This is a genomic window from Clostridiales bacterium, assembly GCA_015243575.1.
In the GTDB taxonomy this organism is placed as follows: Bacteria; Bacillota; Clostridia; order Peptostreptococcales; family Anaerovoracaceae; genus Anoxybacterium; species Anoxybacterium hadale.
In genome coordinates this window covers 2,485,256-2,502,336 of record CP042469.1, presented here as the reverse complement: position 1 = coordinate 2,502,336, position 17,081 = coordinate 2,485,256, and the positions used below count along the sequence as shown (strand labels likewise).

14 protein-coding genes and 4 pseudogenes are annotated in these 17,081 nt (G+C 44.1%); all 18 read left to right on the top strand.

Going from position 1 to position 17,081, the window contains the following annotated elements; all coding sequences use genetic code 11:
• Nucleotides 1–348: 348 nt before the first annotated feature.
• A complete protein-coding gene (locus tag FRZ06_11005) occupies nucleotides 349–1,068 on the top strand; it encodes a hypothetical protein (protein ID QOX63826.1) in 720 nt (239 codons plus the stop codon).
• Nucleotides 1,053–1,808 (top strand): HAMP domain-containing histidine kinase, encoded by a 756-nt coding sequence (locus tag FRZ06_11000; GenBank protein ID QOX63825.1) that lies wholly within the window; start codon nucleotides 1,053–1,055, stop codon nucleotides 1,806–1,808. The genes FRZ06_11005 and FRZ06_11000 overlap by 16 nt, the downstream gene beginning before the upstream one ends.
• Nucleotides 1,792–2,502, top strand: a complete 711-nt coding sequence (locus FRZ06_10995) for a response regulator transcription factor (GenBank protein QOX63824.1) — start codon at nucleotides 1,792–1,794, stop codon at nucleotides 2,500–2,502. The genes FRZ06_11000 and FRZ06_10995 overlap by 17 nt, the downstream gene beginning before the upstream one ends.
• Before the next feature lie 238 nt (nucleotides 2,503–2,740).
• A complete protein-coding gene (locus tag FRZ06_10990; protein QOX63823.1) occupies nucleotides 2,741–3,523 on the top strand; it encodes a hypothetical protein in 783 nt (260 codons plus the stop codon).
• A 364-nt stretch (nucleotides 3,524–3,887) separates the two neighbouring features.
• Nucleotides 3,888–4,535, top strand: a complete 648-nt coding sequence (locus tag FRZ06_10985) for an alpha/beta fold hydrolase (GenBank protein ID QOX63822.1) — start codon at nucleotides 3,888–3,890, stop codon at nucleotides 4,533–4,535.
• A gap of 405 nt (nucleotides 4,536–4,940) precedes the next feature.
• On the top strand, nucleotides 4,941–5,591 hold the full coding sequence (locus FRZ06_10980) for a PAS domain-containing protein (GenBank protein ID QOX63821.1): 651 nt from the start codon (nucleotides 4,941–4,943) through the stop codon (nucleotides 5,589–5,591).
• A 71-nt stretch (nucleotides 5,592–5,662) separates the two neighbouring features.
• Complete coding sequence (locus FRZ06_10975) at nucleotides 5,663–6,490, top strand: AAA family ATPase (protein ID QOX65910.1); 828 nt, start codon at nucleotides 5,663–5,665, stop codon at nucleotides 6,488–6,490.
• A 129-nt stretch (nucleotides 6,491–6,619) separates the two neighbouring features.
• A complete protein-coding gene (locus FRZ06_10970) occupies nucleotides 6,620–6,850 on the top strand; it encodes a hypothetical protein (GenBank protein QOX63820.1) in 231 nt (76 codons plus the stop codon).
• A gap of 397 nt (nucleotides 6,851–7,247) precedes the next feature.
• A pseudogene (locus FRZ06_10965) lies at nucleotides 7,248–9,009 on the top strand (indolepyruvate ferredoxin oxidoreductase subunit alpha).
• An 18-nt stretch (nucleotides 9,010–9,027) separates the two neighbouring features.
• Entirely contained in the window at nucleotides 9,028–9,579 is a 552-nt protein-coding gene (locus FRZ06_10960) for an indolepyruvate oxidoreductase subunit beta (protein QOX63819.1), read from the top strand.
• Between the two features lie 39 nt (nucleotides 9,580–9,618).
• Nucleotides 9,619–11,037: pseudogene (locus FRZ06_10955) on the top strand (sodium-dependent transporter).
• A gap of 97 nt (nucleotides 11,038–11,134) precedes the next feature.
• A pseudogene (locus FRZ06_10950) lies at nucleotides 11,135–12,040 on the top strand (phosphate butyryltransferase).
• Between the two features lie 395 nt (nucleotides 12,041–12,435).
• On the top strand, nucleotides 12,436–12,642 hold the full coding sequence (locus tag FRZ06_10945; protein ID QOX63818.1) for an Mpv17/PMP22 family protein: 207 nt from the start codon (nucleotides 12,436–12,438) through the stop codon (nucleotides 12,640–12,642).
• Nucleotides 12,643–12,768: 126 nt separating this feature from the next.
• Nucleotides 12,769–14,143: pseudogene (locus tag FRZ06_10940) on the top strand (tryptophanase).
• 98 nt (nucleotides 14,144–14,241) lie between these two features.
• Nucleotides 14,242–15,333, top strand: coding sequence for a butyrate kinase (gene buk / locus FRZ06_10935; GenBank protein ID QOX63817.1), 1,092 nt, complete (start codon nucleotides 14,242–14,244; stop codon nucleotides 15,331–15,333).
• A gap of 383 nt (nucleotides 15,334–15,716) precedes the next feature.
• Complete coding sequence (locus FRZ06_10930) at nucleotides 15,717–16,310, top strand: response regulator transcription factor (protein QOX63816.1); 594 nt, start codon at nucleotides 15,717–15,719, stop codon at nucleotides 16,308–16,310.
• A complete protein-coding gene (locus FRZ06_10925; GenBank protein ID QOX63815.1) occupies nucleotides 16,220–16,384 on the top strand; it encodes a winged helix-turn-helix transcriptional regulator in 165 nt (54 codons plus the stop codon). The genes FRZ06_10930 and FRZ06_10925 overlap by 91 nt, the downstream gene beginning before the upstream one ends.
• A gap of 288 nt (nucleotides 16,385–16,672) precedes the next feature.
• The gene (locus tag FRZ06_10920) at nucleotides 16,673–17,056 is read left to right on the top strand and encodes a HAMP domain-containing protein (GenBank protein QOX63814.1); all 384 of its coding nucleotides are present in this window, start codon (nucleotides 16,673–16,675) and stop codon (nucleotides 17,054–17,056) included.
• Nucleotides 17,057–17,081 lie beyond the last annotated feature (25 nt).

The following is a 17,081-nucleotide window of genomic DNA, read 5'->3' as shown; positions in this document are numbered from 1 at the left end:
ACGAATTACTGCATCGGGGGTAACAGGCAGGGAAAGCCATGTGAACTGTAGGATAAAAGGCATGGCGGCCTGCCGCCGAGAGGGGGCAGAGCCCCCTACGGAGCCGCCTTTTTGCCCCAAGCTTGCTTGGCACACTCTAACCACCTTCCCCAAGATGGGTTTGACAAGTCTTAATATGAGAACTTGTCAATTTTCTTTAATTCATGCAGGTTCGGAGGATTTCGACGATCTAAATGACAAGTCTTGATAAATTGACACCAAAAGAGTATTATCATAAATACGAAATGGAGAAAATTTATAATGAAATTTACGATTTTTTCTGTGACACCTATTACGAGGAGGAGGACGATGAATAAGGAAAAGCAGACGGTAAAACGCAGAATTTTTATTTCTAATACCAGCATGGTACTTGTAACTTTAAGTCTATTTCTTTTCGTTAATATGTTTGTAGTAAATTTATATGAGAGCACATATAAAGACAGCATGATTGATTCGTCTGAGTTGGCAGATAATACCGAACAAATAAGAAATATCCTGACAGATTGGAATCCATCTCCAAAAGAAGAGGCGATAAACAATCTTGCAGCAAAATTGAATCGTTATGGATATTCTGTTTGCGTTGAAACAGATCGTGAAGTGATTTACTCAAATACTGATTTTCCTGTGAGTGAGCTTACAGATTATATTGGAGATTATTTGGAAACAGATGGAAAGGTTCATGTTTATGTACAAGACTCTATGACTGTGCTAATACGAAATGATATGAATGAGAAAATAAAAGTGTTTGCAATTGCAGGAGAATACCATGAATCCGTGTTTCAAAAAAATAGTTTGCCTACGATACTTATACTATTGCTGATTGATGGTATATTTTGCATAGGTGCCTTACTCATTATTAGTCAGATTTTTACTAAGAGACTGATAGGACATATCACCAATCCTTTAAATGCGTTGGCAGAAGGGGCGAAAAGAATGAAAAAAGGAAACTTTTCTGAACCTGTTAAATACAAGGAGATATTGAATTTGAATATGTCTGTGAGGCATTTAATGAAATGCAGAAACAAATAACGGAAGCGAATGCAGAAAAGGATTCTTATGAAAAGGCGAGAGTTGAAATGGTGGCGGGAATTTCTCATGACTTAAGGACTCCATTAACGGCAATTAGAGGAACAATAAAAGGTCTCAAGGATGGGGTTGCTGCAACACCTGAATTAAGAGAAACATTTCTTGATACAGCTTATAGACGAACGATAGAAATGGATCGGCTTTTGGAAAGGTTATTCTATTTTTCAAAGCTTGAAACAGGTAATATGCCACTGTTTTTAGAAAAGATAGAGTGGAGTGAGTATCTGGAAGACTATGTGAAAAGATATGAATTATTGATAGAGAATGAATCTGTAAAAATTAAAATAAAAGATATCAAAAAAGGTGTGTTTTCAAATGTAGACAGAGAACAAATGAAACGAATCCTTGACAATATACTGGAAAATAGTAAAAAGTATTCAGAAACAGATCAGCTTGAAATTACCATTAATACTTTTGAAGAACATGAATCTGTAGTACTTGAGATCGCTGATAATGGCTGTGGAGTTTCAGAAGATAAGATTCCCCAAATTTTTGAACAGTTTTTTCGAGGTGATGAGTCAAGGAATAGAAAAGAAGGGAATGGTCTAGGTCTTTATATTGTCAAATATCTAGTGGATGCTATGGGAGGTTCAGTAGATGCAGAAAACAGCAACGGTCTTACGATTCGAATAAGACTACCAATTTTGGATGAATGTGGTGATTTAGATGAATGCAAAATATAGAATTCTAATTGTCGAAGACGATGATGATATCAGTATGATAGAACAGACTTATCTGGAAGCGAGTGGGTTTGAAACATTCATTGTAAGTGACGGAGATAAAATACTTCCACTTCTGCACATGGAAAATTTTGACTTACTACTGCTGGATCTTATGCTTCCCGGGAAGAATGGTTATGAGATATGCAAAGAGATAAGAGATGAACTCAATATTCCAATTCTCATGGTAACGGCAAGGACGCAATCTGTTGATAAAATTCGTGGTCTGGGACTTGGTGCAGATGATTATATTACGAAACCTTTTGATCCCGCAGAGCTTGTAGCAAGAGTAAATGCAAATATAAGACAGTATAGACGATTAAAAGAAGCCAATCAGATAGAGCCTGATGAGAAGGGCGATGAGATACAAATTGGTGATATTCGAGTTCTACTGCATGGGTGGAAGGTCTATAAGGGTGAGAAAGAAATTCGTTTTCCTAACCGAGAATTTGAATTATTAAAGTTTTTGGCTGAAAACCCTAATATTGTTTTCTCAAAGGAACAATTGTTTGAAAAAATATGGGGATATGATTATGTTGGGGACAGTGCAACGGTTATGGTGCATATCAATCGTATTCGTGAAAAAATTGAGGATGACAGTAAAACACCAAAAATCATAGAGACAGTATGGGGTGCGGGATACCGGTTGAATCGATAAGATAAAATTATATGGTTATTAGGTTATTCAATGGAACATAGGGGCTTGGAGAGAGTTTAGGATTTGTTTAATTTTATACCTCCTGTTTGTTTAATGTGATTTGATATGATTATCACATAAATAAGCAGGAGGTATTTTGTGAAGGTTTTAATACAACAGATTGGTATTATCCTGCAATGCAACCAACTTTACTGAAATAGGTAGAGGTAAACCAAACCCAATATACGGAGGTCATGTAATGAATATGAATACAAAGAAATTAGCAAAAGCGGCCATTCTTTTTTCTAACTATATTCCCGTTAGTTTTAGTTTCCTTATTGAGGAGGCTTTCGAAAATACAGTTCAACTTAGCATTATAGCAGTTCCGATAATATTTATCCTGTTTTCCATTATCTTCAAAAGAAGCTTTTGCGGGTTTGTGCATGGTGGGGCGCTGCAAAGGATTGTTGGAGCTATAGGATTCAAGCTTTTAAAAAAAAGGGTTATAGTTCCGGCAACACTTGATAAATATCTTAGAGCAGTGAAATACATCATACTTACTGGTTTCGCAGTATTCTTTATTGCAAGCGGCAAGCTTCTGCTACAAATCAGTGTTGACGATGTATTTGAGCAGTATAACATAATATTGCCTGGATTAGCCTGGATCAGTATTATGTTGATATTTGTAACAATTATTGGCTCATTCTTTATTGATCATTTCTTCTGCAAATATATCTGCGTACAGGGTGCTATCGCCGGAGTTGCAGGTCGGTTTAGCCCCAGTGGTATCGTCCGATGCGAAGATAAGTGCATCAATTGCACGTTGTGTACAAAGAAATGTCCCTCAAATCTAGAGGTGCATAAAATGAAGAAGGTAATATCGGCTGAATGTTTTAATTGTCAAAAATGCATTGTTGTATGTCCAAAGAAAGGGGCATTATCGAATCGTTTTGCAGGCAGAAAAATCCCGTTAGTTTTGTTTGCAGCAATGGCAGGAATGGTTTACATATTGTTAACCTTTTTAATACCGCTATTTTTATAGATAGTGCTATGAGCAGGCGGCGATCCATTTCTTTATCAATTAACATAAGCCACGTATGAGGATTTGAACTCATACGTGACTTTTTGTATCATTTGTAATAAGCTAATACAAAATGGAAAAGATCAATCTGCAATTTAGGAGCACTAATGAAACGAAAGATCGTAGTAAAACGAGTTGGCATCTCTAGCCTTCTGGTCCTCACTCTAGTTTTAGGGTCAATTTGGCAATTTGTTTTATCAGGTATCAATGGGAAAAACTATCCTGCAATCGGACGATATGCTGATTTAGTCGCTTATCGAGCGCATTACTATTCACAAGGCGAGGGAGACTTGGCATTTGTTTTTATCGCAGGTTCGGGAACCCCATGCGCCTATACAGATTTTATGGATTACAAAATGAATTGTCAGTCATGGGGCAAACCGTCACGTTTGACCATGCCGGAAGCGGCTGGAGTACAGATTCCAAAAGCAACCGAACAATTGAAAACTTGGTCAATGAACTATCGATACTGGTTGACACTGTCTGTCCAGATAAGCCAGTAGTTTTAATATGTCATTCCCTTGGTTCTCTTGAAGCGATTGCTTACACTCAGTTGCACGCCCAAAAGGTGAAAGGAATCATATTTCTGGATGCAGGCAGCCCTGAATTCTATAGCACAGATTCCGAGGTTCTGGCAGGGATAATAAACCGGGGAATTGCTTTTGCCAGAACGATTGGATTGAATCGTCTTCTAGGGGAGTTGGGATTTCTATTACCATTGTATGGTGAGAGTATCAGAAATTCTCGCCTGCCAGAGAATGTAGGAAGCTTAGATAAGGCTATGTATTATCGATTTGCGGAAATTCAGCTTCATTGGGTACCATTAGATGCATCAATGAAAATGCAGCAAAGGTCCTCGCTGGGGATTCATTGTGTGAAATACCTACACTTGTTCTTTCCTCTGATAACGGTAACGAATGGAATCGTGTGCAGCTTCAGCTTGCCTCATGGTCTGAACGCAGCAAACAAGTGAAGCTTAAAAATTCAGAACACTATTTGTATTGGTCAAATACTGATGAAGTTTCATATTACATTGGGGAGTTTATTAAGAACATTTCAAACTAAGCCAATGCGTTATCATCTATAATCTATCGTTCAAATCCTACTCTAAAACTAGAGCCTTTTGACTGTTTTTTCATATTGTGATAAAATCATTACAATAGAGTTAAAAATATACTGATAAAATACTGTTGAGAATAAACCCTTTCTCCCCAATTAAAAAGATCGAACGATAAAACATTGGAGGATAGAATGGCGAAAGATGTTATTATTGCAGGATACCGCAGGCAGGTGATCCGTTTTTTTCAGATCAACTGCTAAGCTTATTTGGATCTGATATTGACATTAAGCTGTTTGTCAAAGGTACTCCGCTCCTGAAATGTTTGAGAAGGACAGTATTGTGATGGTACAGTCTTATGATATCTTGAAAGAGATCCGTACCAATATCGCAAGTGAGGACAATATTATTTTTATCAGGACGGCATTGCAGACAGCAGGATTGGAGCCAATCAGAAAATTAGAGAAGGGCTGTCCGGCTATTGTAGCCGGAGACAGTATGGAAACTGCTCTTGAGTTGTTAAAAGCCCTTATGGAATCAGGAGCCACTCATATTAATATGCCTGCAGACCTGTCTGATATGGAAGTCTTCCGGGATAAAACTGTAATTACTTCAGGAATTCCCGGAGCGGAAATACCTGATGCCAGGATGGTAATCGATCTGCTTGAACCGGTACTTGATACTGTGACAATCCTTGAAATGGGGGTCAGGCTGGAAAGAGAGGACATTCTCGTCAGCAAAACATTCGGAAAGATTTTATGGAATTTCAGTCACCGAATAAGGACTGCCTGGAGCCTGGAGCACGCAAACAGACTCAATAGCTCGGTTAAAATTTTATTCGAGGTCATCGACGGTACTGTAATCAGTGTTGACCAAACCGGCCTGGTACGAAATTGCAACGAGCGGATGGAATCCATTTTCGGAATCAAACCGGAGGAAGCACTGGGAAAAACGGAATCACACTTTTCCTGAAATACCGTTTCGGGAAGTAATCAACGGAAACCCCTGTGATTGAATCTCTTAAAACGATTCATGGAGAAAATATGGTGGTGACGGTAAAGCCCATTTTTAATTCTGGGAAACATTATGGTGCGATTGCCGTAATGAAACGGTTTTATGATGAGGAGGTCCGACAGCATAAGCTGCGGACGCTTCTAATGGGAAAGGGATACCGCGCAAAGTACGGTTTTGACGATATTATAGGAGAAAGCAAGGCGATGATGCAGTGCAAGAACATTGCGCAGCGAATGGCGGTTTCCAACTCCTCAATTTTGATCACAGGCGAAACCGGTACGGGAAAAGAAATGTTTGCACAGGCTATTCATAATGCCTCTGAACGCAGACCGTATCAGTTTGTCGCCCTTAACTGCGGGGCTATTCCAGAAAGCCTTCTTGAGAGTGAATTATTTGGATATGAAGAGGGAGCTTTTACAGGAGCGCGAAAAGGGGGTAAACTCGGATTCTTCGAATTGGCACATAAGGGAACTTTGTTTTTGGACGAGATATCAGAAATGTCAACCTCCCTGCAAAAACGTCTGCTTCGAGTGCTGCAGGAAAGAGAGGTAACCCGGGTTGGAGGAAGCTCTGTGATTCATGTGGATGCGAGGGTTATTGCCGCAACCAATCGGGATCTGAGGGCTTTGACAAGAACCGGGGCCTTCAGGGAAGACTTATACTATCGTCTGAGCGTATTGCCTTTGAAAGTCCCTGCCTTGCGTGAGCGCACGGAGGATATCAGGATTTTGGCGGCGCTGGAATGCGCTGGGCAAAAGTTTGATCTTACTGAAGTAGCATGGAGAGAATTGAGCGGTACAGCTGGCCGGGCAATGTCCGGGAACTGCGCAATTATATGGAGTATTTTGCGAATCTGACTCATTCGGTTATCGGCATCAATGAGCTTTCTCAGATCGTTCCTCTGTACGCATCTTTTGCAGTGGATAGACCAGAAAATATTTCAGAGCAGGAACGGCTGATTCAGGCTGTGAACCCTGAACAAGCAGATGAACAAAGTATTTTGTTTTAGGGTTATTGAAAGAGGGTCTGGAAAACGGCAGAGACTAGGCCGAAGGAGCATTAGCCACCTGGCAAAGGATCATGGAGTTTTGGGAGAGCAGGAAATTCGCAGAATATTAAAAGCGCTCGAAAAACAAGGATTGGTGGTAATTCATCAAACAAAAGCCGGTACGGTAATCACCTCAAGAGGGATGGCTTATCTATCCAACCGGAAATAGTGACTTTCTGAATAAAAACAAGAAATACGGATTTTTGGATTTAACGGTAACTTCGTGAATGCCCCTAAACCCCGTATTTTTATTCTAGAAAATATATCAAAGTAAGGCTTTACGCATTACAGGAAAGGAGCAGGAAAAGCGCAGGAAAAGAACAGGAAACGATCTTGGAGTCAGATAAGGAATATGTGGTTCTATTTGGTATTTATAGAAAACCCGTAAAACCCAAAACCGCATCCGTTTTGCCGCAAGATATTTTTCTATCGTTGAGGCTTGGTAAAATAGGCCGTTTCTGAATCAGTACAGAGATAAACAATATTCAAACCGATGACTGGCATAAGACTTGCTATGAATTTAATTAAATATTTCGAATTTTGAAATTTATTTCTGGAGGTGAATCATGAAAACCATTCTCACCGGAAACGAAGCGGTAGCAAGGGCGCATATGAAGGCGGTCTTTATTTGCTTCTGCTTATCCGGGAACTCCCAGTACTGAGATTCTTGAAAATATGGTCAGTTATAAAGCCGACATTTATTGTGAGTGGGCCCCGAATGAAAAGTGGCTCTGGAAGCGGCAATCGGAGCTCCGTGGCTGGAGGTTCCGTTCTTTGGCGCCATGAAGCACGTAGGCCTCAATGTGGTGCTGATCCCTGTTTACCTTTGCGTATACCGGCGTTACAGGGGTGTGTCATTGTTTCAGCCGATGATCCGGGAATGCACAGCTCCCAGAATGAACAGGACAACAGAAATTATGCGGCTGCAGCCAGAGTCCTGATGCTGGAACCTTCAGACAGCCAGGAAGCCAAGGATTTTACCAAACTTGGGCTCGAACTGAGCGAACGGTTTGACACTCCCTGTGCCGCGCATGACAACCAGAGTCTGTCACAGTAAAAGTCTGGTGGAGCTTGAGGACAGAGTGGATAGGAAGTGATCCCGTACCAGCATAACATCACCAAATATGTAGCCACTCCGGCTAATGGGAAAGTGATGAGAAGAAAGCTGGAGGAACGGCTTAAGGCTATGGAGGACTATTCCAATGCGGCTGAAATCAACTGTGAGGAATACAACGGAACCAAAGTAGGTGTCATTAGTTCGGGCGTCGCATATCAGTACGCCAAGGAAGTGTTGAAAAGACGCTTCTTACTTAAAGCTGGGCATGACCTTTCCCATGCCAATGGAAAAATCAGAAAATTTGCCGCCAGTGTAGAGAAGCTGTATGTAGAGGAAATGGACCCATATATTGAGAACCACCTAAAATGGCGGGTATCTCGTGCATCGGAAAAGAAATCATCCCAAAATGGATGAATTGAATCCGATATCGTCCGAAAGGCTGTCTTGGGGACAGAAACGGAAGCCTTAAAGGTGGAGAAAAAAGCGACCGCCAGACCTCCGGCACTCTGCGCAGGCTGTCCTCATAGAGGAATATTCTACACTTTGAGCAAAAAGAAGAAGCTCATTGTAACCGGAGATATCGGATGCTATACTTTAGGTTCAGCCCCGCCGCTTTCCGCTATGCATACCTGTTTTTGCATGGGCGGAAGCATCAGCACAGGGCACGGCGCATCCACCATTTTAAAAATGGCGGGCTCCGACCAGAAGGTTGTATCTGTCATTGGCGATTCTACCTTTTTCCACTCAGGGATAACAAGCCTTATGGATGCCGTTTATAACCGGGGAAGCAGCGTAACGATTATTTTAGATAACCGTATCACTGCAATGACAGGTCATCAGGAAAATCCTGGGACCGGATATACGCTTATGGGCGAGCCTGCCATAGAGGCCGACATTCCGGCAATCTGCAAGGCCATCGGAGTAAAAGAAGAAAATATCACGATTTTGAATCCGCTCATGCTCCAAGAAGCAGAAGAAGCAATCGATCGGGACTTAAGCAAGGATGAGCCCGCTGTTATCATCGCAAAATGGCCTTGTATTTTGAAAAGTTTACTGATCAGGACAAAAGAATTTGATCTTCGTCCGAAGAAGTGTGTGATTGACCAGGAAAATGCACCAAGTGCAAGCGATGTGTAAAACCGGATGCCCCGCTATCCTCGCAGGCGAGACAGTAGATCAACGCTGAATCCTGTACCGGATGCAGCGTCTGCAAACAGGTCTGCAGGTTTGATGCGATTAACAATTATGGACGGTGCATAAGGAGGTTCTGATATGAGCGGCATAAAAATATTCTGTTGGTCGGAGTCGGCGGGCAGGGAACCATACTTGCCAGTAAGATATTAACGGAAGGCTTGTTAAAAGCGGGCTATGATGTAAAATGTCGGAGATCCACGGCATGTCGCAGAGGGGGCAACGTCAGCACACAGATACGATTTGGAGATAAGGTATATTCCCCAATCATGGGAAAGGGTGAAGCCGACGTGATCGTGGCCTTTGAAAAAATGGAGGCTTTAAGATGGATCGAATATTTAAAGCAGGGAGGTGAGATCGTGGTCAATGATTTCGAGATGCCTACGATACCGATACAGATCGGAGCGGAACAATATCCACAGGGCGTCTTGGAGATATTACAGGAAGCAGCCGACACCGTAGTAATCAAAGCGGGCGATATAGCACGAGATCTGGGGAATTCTAAGACGATGAACGTTGTATTGCTGGGAGCGCTGGTAAAGGCGATGCGCCTGGATGAGATCGACTGGGAAGCATTGATCAGAAAAAATGTAAAAAGGGGCTTCGAAGAAATTAACTGGAATGCATTTAAAGAGGGATATCAAATTTAGGAGGGAACACTATAAGAAAGAGAACAATTTGCTTCAAGGCTGGGGTTCATCCTGGTCTCCGCCGGCTGTGCCGTCGGCCTGGGAAATGTGTGGAGATTTCCATACATTACTGGCCTTTACGGTGGAGCGGCATTCATTCTTATCTATTTATTATTTCTTGTAATACTGGGTCTGCCGATTATGATCATGGAATTTTCAGTAGGTCGGGGAAGCCAGAAAAGCGCCGCCTCTTCCTTTAGGGTGCTGGAGCCGGAAGGAACCAAATGGCATTTGTTCGGCTACATCGCAATGGCGGGCAATTATATGTTGATGATGTTCTACACCATGGTCGGAGGCTGGATGCTTTATTATTGCTTTAAATCAATAAGAGGCGATTTTTCAGGACTGGCTCCGGATCAGGTCGCCGGTAGTTTTGGTGAAATGCTCAATTCCCCGGCAACCCTTACGATTTGGACGATCCTCGCAATTTTAATTTCCTTCGGAATCTGTGCAATGGGCTTAAGGAACGGAGTAGAAAAGGTAACAAAGGTTATGATGATATGCCTAATCCTTCTGATGGCCGTGCTGGCTGTCCGTTCCGTTACACTGGAAGGCGCAGGAACCGGACTGAGCTTTTACCTGAAGCCTGATTTTGGAAGGCTGGTGGAACAGGAATTGGTAATGTCGTATTTGCGGCAATGGGTCAGGTTTTTTACTTTGTCCCTCGGAATGGGATCTATGGCCATATTCGGGAGCTATCTGGATAAATCCCGTTCCCTTGCAGAGAGGCCGTCAGCATTACAGCGCTGGATACACTGGTTGCTCTGATGGCCGGCATTATCATCCCGGCGTGTTTTGCATTCGGCGTAGAACCCGGTGCGGGCCCTGGCCTAGTTTTCATCACACTGCCGAATATTTTCAATCATATGACAGGAGGAGTCATCTGGGGCGCACTCTTCTTCGTGTTCCTGTCCTTTGCTGCTTTGACAACCATCATTGCCGTATTTGAGAATATTATTTCCTTTGCCATCGATTTATGGGGCTGGGAAAGAAAAAAAGCGGTTATGATCAATATCGTAGCAGTTATTATTTTATCGATGCCCTGTATTTTAGGATTCAACCTGTGGAGCGGATTTGCGCCTCTAGGTGAAGGCACAGTTGTCATGGATCTGGAAGATTTTATTGTATCCAACAACATCCTGCCATTAGGCTCTCTGGTTTACCTGATGTTCTGTACCTATCGGTACGGCTGGGGCTGGCAAGGCTTTTACAATGAGGCCAATGCAGGAAGGTCGAAGGTTCCCTGCTGCAGTCAGAGCATATGTATCCTATGCCCTGCCCCTGATCGTTCTGGTCATCTTCTTTAAAGGGTATTGGGATAAATTCCATTCTGTTACGGCAATGATCGTTGCAGCAGCAATTGTCCTGATCTTTGCTTATATCGTTTTTTACAGAAAAAAGAGCACCGTAACAAACTAGTGCTCTGATACACCGACTATTAGGTTTACTGCTTGCTAAACTTCAACGCAACAGTACACCGAGTGTAAGAAAATTGAAATACTTACTTGCGGAGTGAATGATGAAAAATTTTGAAGAGCTGATTCAATTTGTACAGAAAAATCCTCAAAAGAAAAAAGTGGTTGTTGCAGCAGCCCATGATGAGCATACCCTGGAGGAATTCACAGGGCCTATGAAAATGGGATTGCGGTACCGATTTTAATTGGGGACCAAACCAAAATAGAAAGTATTATGAAAAAGAAGGGTTTTCTTTCCTGAAGCAGAGATTCTTGATATCAGCGACGATGATATGGCGGACCGCAGGGCAGTTCGATGGTGCGTGAAGGAGAAGCGGATTTTCTCATGAAAGGAAAGCTTCAGACGGCGGACCTCCTCAGAGAAGTGGTAAACAAGGAACGAGGTCTGCAGAGGGGGGGCGTGATGTCCCACTTCGGGATTTTTGAAGTGCCAAGTTACCATAAGCTTCTGGTATTGACCGATGGCGGGATGCTGCCGTATCCCAACACAGGCGAAAAGGCGCAGATCCTGATGAACGCGGTAAAGGTTCTTATTGGCTTAGGCTATGAAAACCCTAAAGTTGCCGTTTTGGCGGCGGCAGAGCAGGTAAACCCGAAAATGCAGGAATCCATCGACGGAGATCTGCTGCGGCGATGAACCGGGAAACTTCCCGGTGCATCGTGGAAGGCCCTATCTCCTATGATCTGGCCATGAGTGCCGAAGCCGGAATCAAGGGTATTCCAGCCCAGTTACGGGAGATGTAGATATCCTGCTCATGCCCAATATGACCAGCGGTAACCTGCTGGCGAAAGCCTTCCAGTTCACTGCTGGCGCGAAGATGGCTGGTATGATCACCGGCGCCGGCGCTCCGATTGTATTGGTATCAAGAGGAGCTACGGCAGAGGAGAAATACCTTTCACTGGTATTATCAGCGGCATCCGCGCAAAAGCAGTTAGGGCAGCCCTGATTGATTCTAGGCATGTATTAATAATCATGGAGGCACCAATATGCAAACATCCCCTACCTGATGGGCTTTTTAAGTTTGCTGTTCTGGCCAGCATGGGTGAGCTGGCAATCCGAATCGTGGTGGGTTACTGGAAGAAGCCGATTGGGGTCTTGTGGCGCATTATCGTCTGGGGCATCATCGGAATGATGGTAACTCTAATGTTCACCTTGTTTGACGCAGGGGTTCGAAGCTGCATGAGAGGATACCTTCCTTTTGTCAAAGGGAGGGACTCTTTCCAATTCTTGTGACAGCCTTTTTATCAGCACAATTATGAATCTGTCTTTGGACCTTCGTTTATGTTATTCCATCGCATTACCGATACATGGATTGATTTGGGCCAGGGCAGAATGCTAAAGATGAGGAAGATAACCTTGAGTGAGGTGCTGGACGCCGCCGATTTAAAAGGATTCGTCACCTTTGTAGTCTGCAGGACGATTCCAGCCTTCTGGATTCCGGCACATACCGTAACCTTCCTGTTGCCTCACGAATATCGCGTGCTTATGGCGGCGATGCTTTCTATTTGCCTGGGAGCGATCCTGGTACTCTGCAACCCTAGAAGTTGACAACATTTGGAGTTTCAGGGCACCAGAACTTTTCAGAAAAAACCAAATGTGTTCCAGTGCTGTCCGCTACCTGCCTTACTGTCGGGGACCGGGGCTCTATATAACTAAAAAAATGGAGGTAGTATTATGGCACATTTTATTCCAGAACCTTATCGTATCAAGATGGTGGAACCGATCAAAATGACGACTCGCGAGCAGCGTGAGCAGTACATCAGAGCGGCAGAGTACAACCTTTTCGCCTGCGCGGCGAGGACGTATACGATACCTGACTGATTCCGGTACCAACGCTATGAGCGACGCACAGTGGGCAGCGCTCATGCTCGGTGATGAGGCTTATGCAGGTGGGAAAAGCTATTATAAGTTGATCGAAGCTGCAAAGGATGTCTTTGGATATGGCTACATTCAGCCTGTCCATCAAGGGCGAGCTGCGGAAAAGGTCCTGTTTCCTTGTTTCCTGGGTAGGGAAATATGCGATCGCAAATCTATTTTTCGATACGACACGTGCACATGTTGAGTTGGCTGGAGCCCGCGCCTAGAGTGCTGCAATCCCGAGGTGCGGATAGTCAGCTGCGTGCTCCGTTTAAGGGAAACATGGATGCAGCGAAGATGGAGGAGATGATCAGGAAAAGGGCCCTGAAAATATCGGCATGGTTGTTATGACGATTACCAACAATTCTGCCGGGGTCAGCCGGTTTCCTTGGAGAATATGCGCCAGGTTGCGTCGATTTGTCGAAAATATCAGATTCATCTCAATATTGATGCGGCACGTTATGCAGAAAATGCGATGTTCGTTAAAATGCGCGAGCCGGAATGTAAAGATATGTCGATTAAAGAGATTATCCAAGCCTTCTTCGATTTGGCAGATACTTTTACAATGTCCGCAAAGAAAGATACCATTGTCAATATGGGTGGGCTAATCGGCGTCAAGGATGAGAATGTACCTTACATCTTGAATCTCAAAGCAAACTGTATCAGCTATGAGGGCTTTTATTCCTATGGTGGTCTCAACGGTCGCGATCTTGAATGCCTTGCGGTCGGTCTGTATGAGGGTCTTGATGAAAACTGGGCGCGCTACCGTCTTGGTACAATGGAGTATTTTGGTGATCGGCTAGATGAACTGGAAATTCCTTATCAAAGTCCGGCAGGCGGCCATGGAATTTTCCTTGATGCTGCAAAATTCTATCCTCAGCTGCCATACGATGAATTCCCCGGACAGGTGCTGGCAGTGGAGCTCTACAAGGAATGCGGCCTGCGTTCCTGTGATATCGGTTCGTACATGATTGGCAATGATCCCGATACTGGAAAGCAACTCAAGTCGATCAACGAGTTTACACGGCTTGCAATACCGCGCCGTGTCTATACCCAAAGTCACTACGATATGGTTATTGAAGCCATTCATGAGGTCTGGAAACGTCGTGAAAGCATCCGCCATGGCTACAAGATTACCTGGGAGCCGCCGGTTCTACGTCATTTTCAGGCCAGCTTAGCTCCCATTGAGTAATGATAGGATGCCATGGATTTTCAGAATTGTCCAGGAAAGAGGGGGAGGCTCGCTTATAAGCACCGATTTGCTATTTGTAACAGGAAGGGAGTAACGGAATGAATTATAAAGTTCTTGCGATCAATCCGGGTTCTACGTCAACAAAGGTAGCCCTGTATGAAAATGAAAAGAGAATTTTTTCCGAGTGCATCGAGCATCCTGCTGAAGAGCTGAACCGCTTTGATGAAATTCTGGATCAGATGGGTTTTCGAACGAGGGCAGTCTATTCTATTTTATCAGAACATAAGGTGGAGCTCTCGGAATTATCAGCGGTGGCGGGCAGGGGAGGCCTTCTTCCCAATATGCTAGGAGGAGGGTATCTTGTAACGGAAACCATGATTGATGCGATTTATAATGAGGAGGCTTCCCCACACGCTTCCAATTTGGGAGCACTGCTGGCTTCGGAAATCGCAATGCCTCTTGGAATCAATGCCTATATTTATGACGCGGTTACGGCGGATGATTTTCCAGATCTCGCTGCAATAACGGGGATGCCAGATGTGCGTAGGCGCAGCATGTGCCACGTCCTGAATATGAAAGCCACGGCACGTAAGGCGGCGGCAAAGCACGGAAGGAAATACGAAGATCTGCGTTTGATTGTGGCCCATCTGGGGGGAGGAATCTCCATCGGTATTCATGAAAATGGTAAAATCATTGATGCGATTGGAGATGATGCAGGCCCTTTTGCTCCGGAACGTTCGGGAAGCGTTCCACTTTTCTATGTCATCGAGATGTGTTTTTCCGGAAAATACAATAAAAAGGAAATGGCCAGGAAGGTTCGAGGTCAAGGAGGCTTAAAGGCGCATTTCGGGACCTCCGACTGCAGAGAAATCGAAAGAATGATCGTGGAAGGCAATGATCAGGCAAAGCTGGTATATGAAGCCATGGCATATCAAATTGCTAAGGGGATTGGAGAAATGGCTCCTGTCTTGAGAGGCGACATCGATTTGATTATCCTTACGGGAGGGCTGGCGTATTCCAAGATGCTCACCAATATGATTGCAGAACGGGTAAATTTCATTGCGCCGATCGAAATCATACCAGGTGAAGACGAAATGGAAGCTCTGGCATTGGGGGCTCTTCGAATCCTCAGGGGAGAAGAGACGACCAGAGAATATCAGCCAGTCAAAAAGGAGAGGAAGAAGAGATAGCGATATGGCCTTAGAGACTTTACAGCAGGAATCTTTTGAAGTAAAGGAGAGCCATGATTGAATTCCCTTTTACCCATGCTTATGAAAAATGAGGTTTTACACCTCATTTTTTTATTTGTAGCTTAAGCTGCAGAGGATGACTGCGCGAGGGAACCCGTCAACCTGCTTTTCCAAAACCAACAGCGCTTATCGCTAGCCGTAAGAGAGAGTAAAGTCGCAGGAATGACTGACAAACAGTAATAGAATTTAAGGTAATGTTAAGATAAAACATGGTAAACTGAAAGACAAGGCAACGATAATGAACATACGGCTTGAAGGTATGACGAGGGAGAAGAGCGATTCTCATTCTTCATACCGAATTTGTGCCACCGATTGACGGTGGAATGGAGGAGACCATGAATAAAACGATTCTGATTGTAGATGATGAGAAGGAAATTCGCGAGCTTCTGCGGCTATATATAGAAAAGGACGGCTATTCGGTGATACAAGCTGAAAATGGAGCAGACGCGCTGAGACAGGCGGCATTTGCACGGATTGACCTGGCTGTCATAGACATTATGATGCCGGAGCTTGACGGTTATCAGCTGATCAAAGGTTTGAGAGAACACAGCGATCTCCCCATTATTATCGTGAGCGCCAAGACGGAGAACCATGAGAAAATATTGGGACTTGATCTGGGTGCGGACGATTATGTGACAAAGCCGTTTGATCCATTGGAGGTCACTGCCGGATCAAAGCCCAATTGCGCCGATATGACGGATATAAGGAGAATTCCGAAGCGCGCTACTGAAGGCAGGCGAATTGCGTATGGATGTTTGCGCTTGCACACTAAGCTTTGGCGCGGAATCATTCCACTCACCGCCACGGAATATAACATGATGAAGCTATTAATGAAAAGTCCCGGCGTGTATACACCAAACAGCAGATTTATGAAGCTGCTTGGCAGGAGACTGCCATCGTGGACGACAATACGGTGATGGTAGCCATCAGCAAGCTGCGCAGCAAACTTCCCTCAGGCGGCGGAGTATCCATCGGAACCGTTCGGGGTTAGGGTATCGTCTGGAGGTACGTACATGAAGAAAAAGCACAGCTTCAAAAGAGTCATCATGCTCAGTTTTATAGGATATACCATCGGAATTGCACTGACGCTTCTGATTTTGGAGCTTTTGTTCAGTATGATTACATTCGATAACGGATGAACTTCTCGGAACTAGCGTCTTCTCCGCTGGCAGAGGAGACCCAAAACTGCAAATCATAGTTTCGGTTTTCTGGAATCTTATCACGGCGACAGTCTATTTGACCGGGATTGTCCTTTGGGCGCAGGGTCAGCAGGAAAATAATGAAACCTGTACAGTACATGCAAGAAGGCTTCAAGGCGGTTACGGCGGGCCATTTGGACACTAAGCTTGATTTTGAAACAGAGACTGAATTTGGTGAAATGCGTGACGCCTTCAATTATATGGTTCAAAGGCTGAAAGACTCCGAAGAAAAGCGAATGACAATGGAATATGAAAGGATGCAGCTTTTCTCACACATTGCCCACGACCTTAAAACTCCCATGACAACGATTTACGGATATGCCGGGGCTCTGGCCAGGGGCATGGTGGAGGAACCGGACAAACAGAGAGAATACCATCTGGCGATAAAAGCGAAATCCACGCAGGTAAACCAATTGATTGACCAGCGCTTTCCTATTCCAAGATGGGTACGCAATACAAGATGAATTTTGCGGAGGCTGACCTTGCAGA

Coding starts and splice junctions, on each gene's coding strand:
- FRZ06_11005 (QOX63826.1), top strand. CDS start 349: ATGAATAAGGAAAAGCAGACGGTAAAACGCAGAATTTTTATTTCTAAT.
- FRZ06_11000 (QOX63825.1), top strand. CDS start 1,053: ATGCAGAAACAAATAACGGAAGCGAATGCAGAAAAGGATTCTTATGAA.
- FRZ06_10995 (QOX63824.1), top strand. CDS start 1,792: ATGAATGCAAAATATAGAATTCTAATTGTCGAAGACGATGATGATATC.
- FRZ06_10990 (QOX63823.1), top strand. CDS start 2,741: ATGAATATGAATACAAAGAAATTAGCAAAAGCGGCCATTCTTTTTTCT.
- FRZ06_10985 (QOX63822.1), top strand. CDS start 3,888: ATGCGCCTATACAGATTTTATGGATTACAAAATGAATTGTCAGTCATG.
- FRZ06_10980 (QOX63821.1), top strand. CDS start 4,941: ATGTTTGAGAAGGACAGTATTGTGATGGTACAGTCTTATGATATCTTG.
- FRZ06_10975 (QOX65910.1), top strand. CDS start 5,663: ATGGTGGTGACGGTAAAGCCCATTTTTAATTCTGGGAAACATTATGGT.
- FRZ06_10970 (QOX63820.1), top strand. CDS start 6,620: ATGAACAAAGTATTTTGTTTTAGGGTTATTGAAAGAGGGTCTGGAAAA.
- FRZ06_10945 (QOX63818.1), top strand. CDS start 12,436: ATGAGGAAGATAACCTTGAGTGAGGTGCTGGACGCCGCCGATTTAAAA.
- buk (QOX63817.1), top strand. CDS start 14,242: ATGAATTATAAAGTTCTTGCGATCAATCCGGGTTCTACGTCAACAAAG.
- FRZ06_10930 (QOX63816.1), top strand. CDS start 15,717: ATGGAGGAGACCATGAATAAAACGATTCTGATTGTAGATGATGAGAAG.
- FRZ06_10920 (QOX63814.1), top strand. CDS start 16,673: ATGAAACCTGTACAGTACATGCAAGAAGGCTTCAAGGCGGTTACGGCG.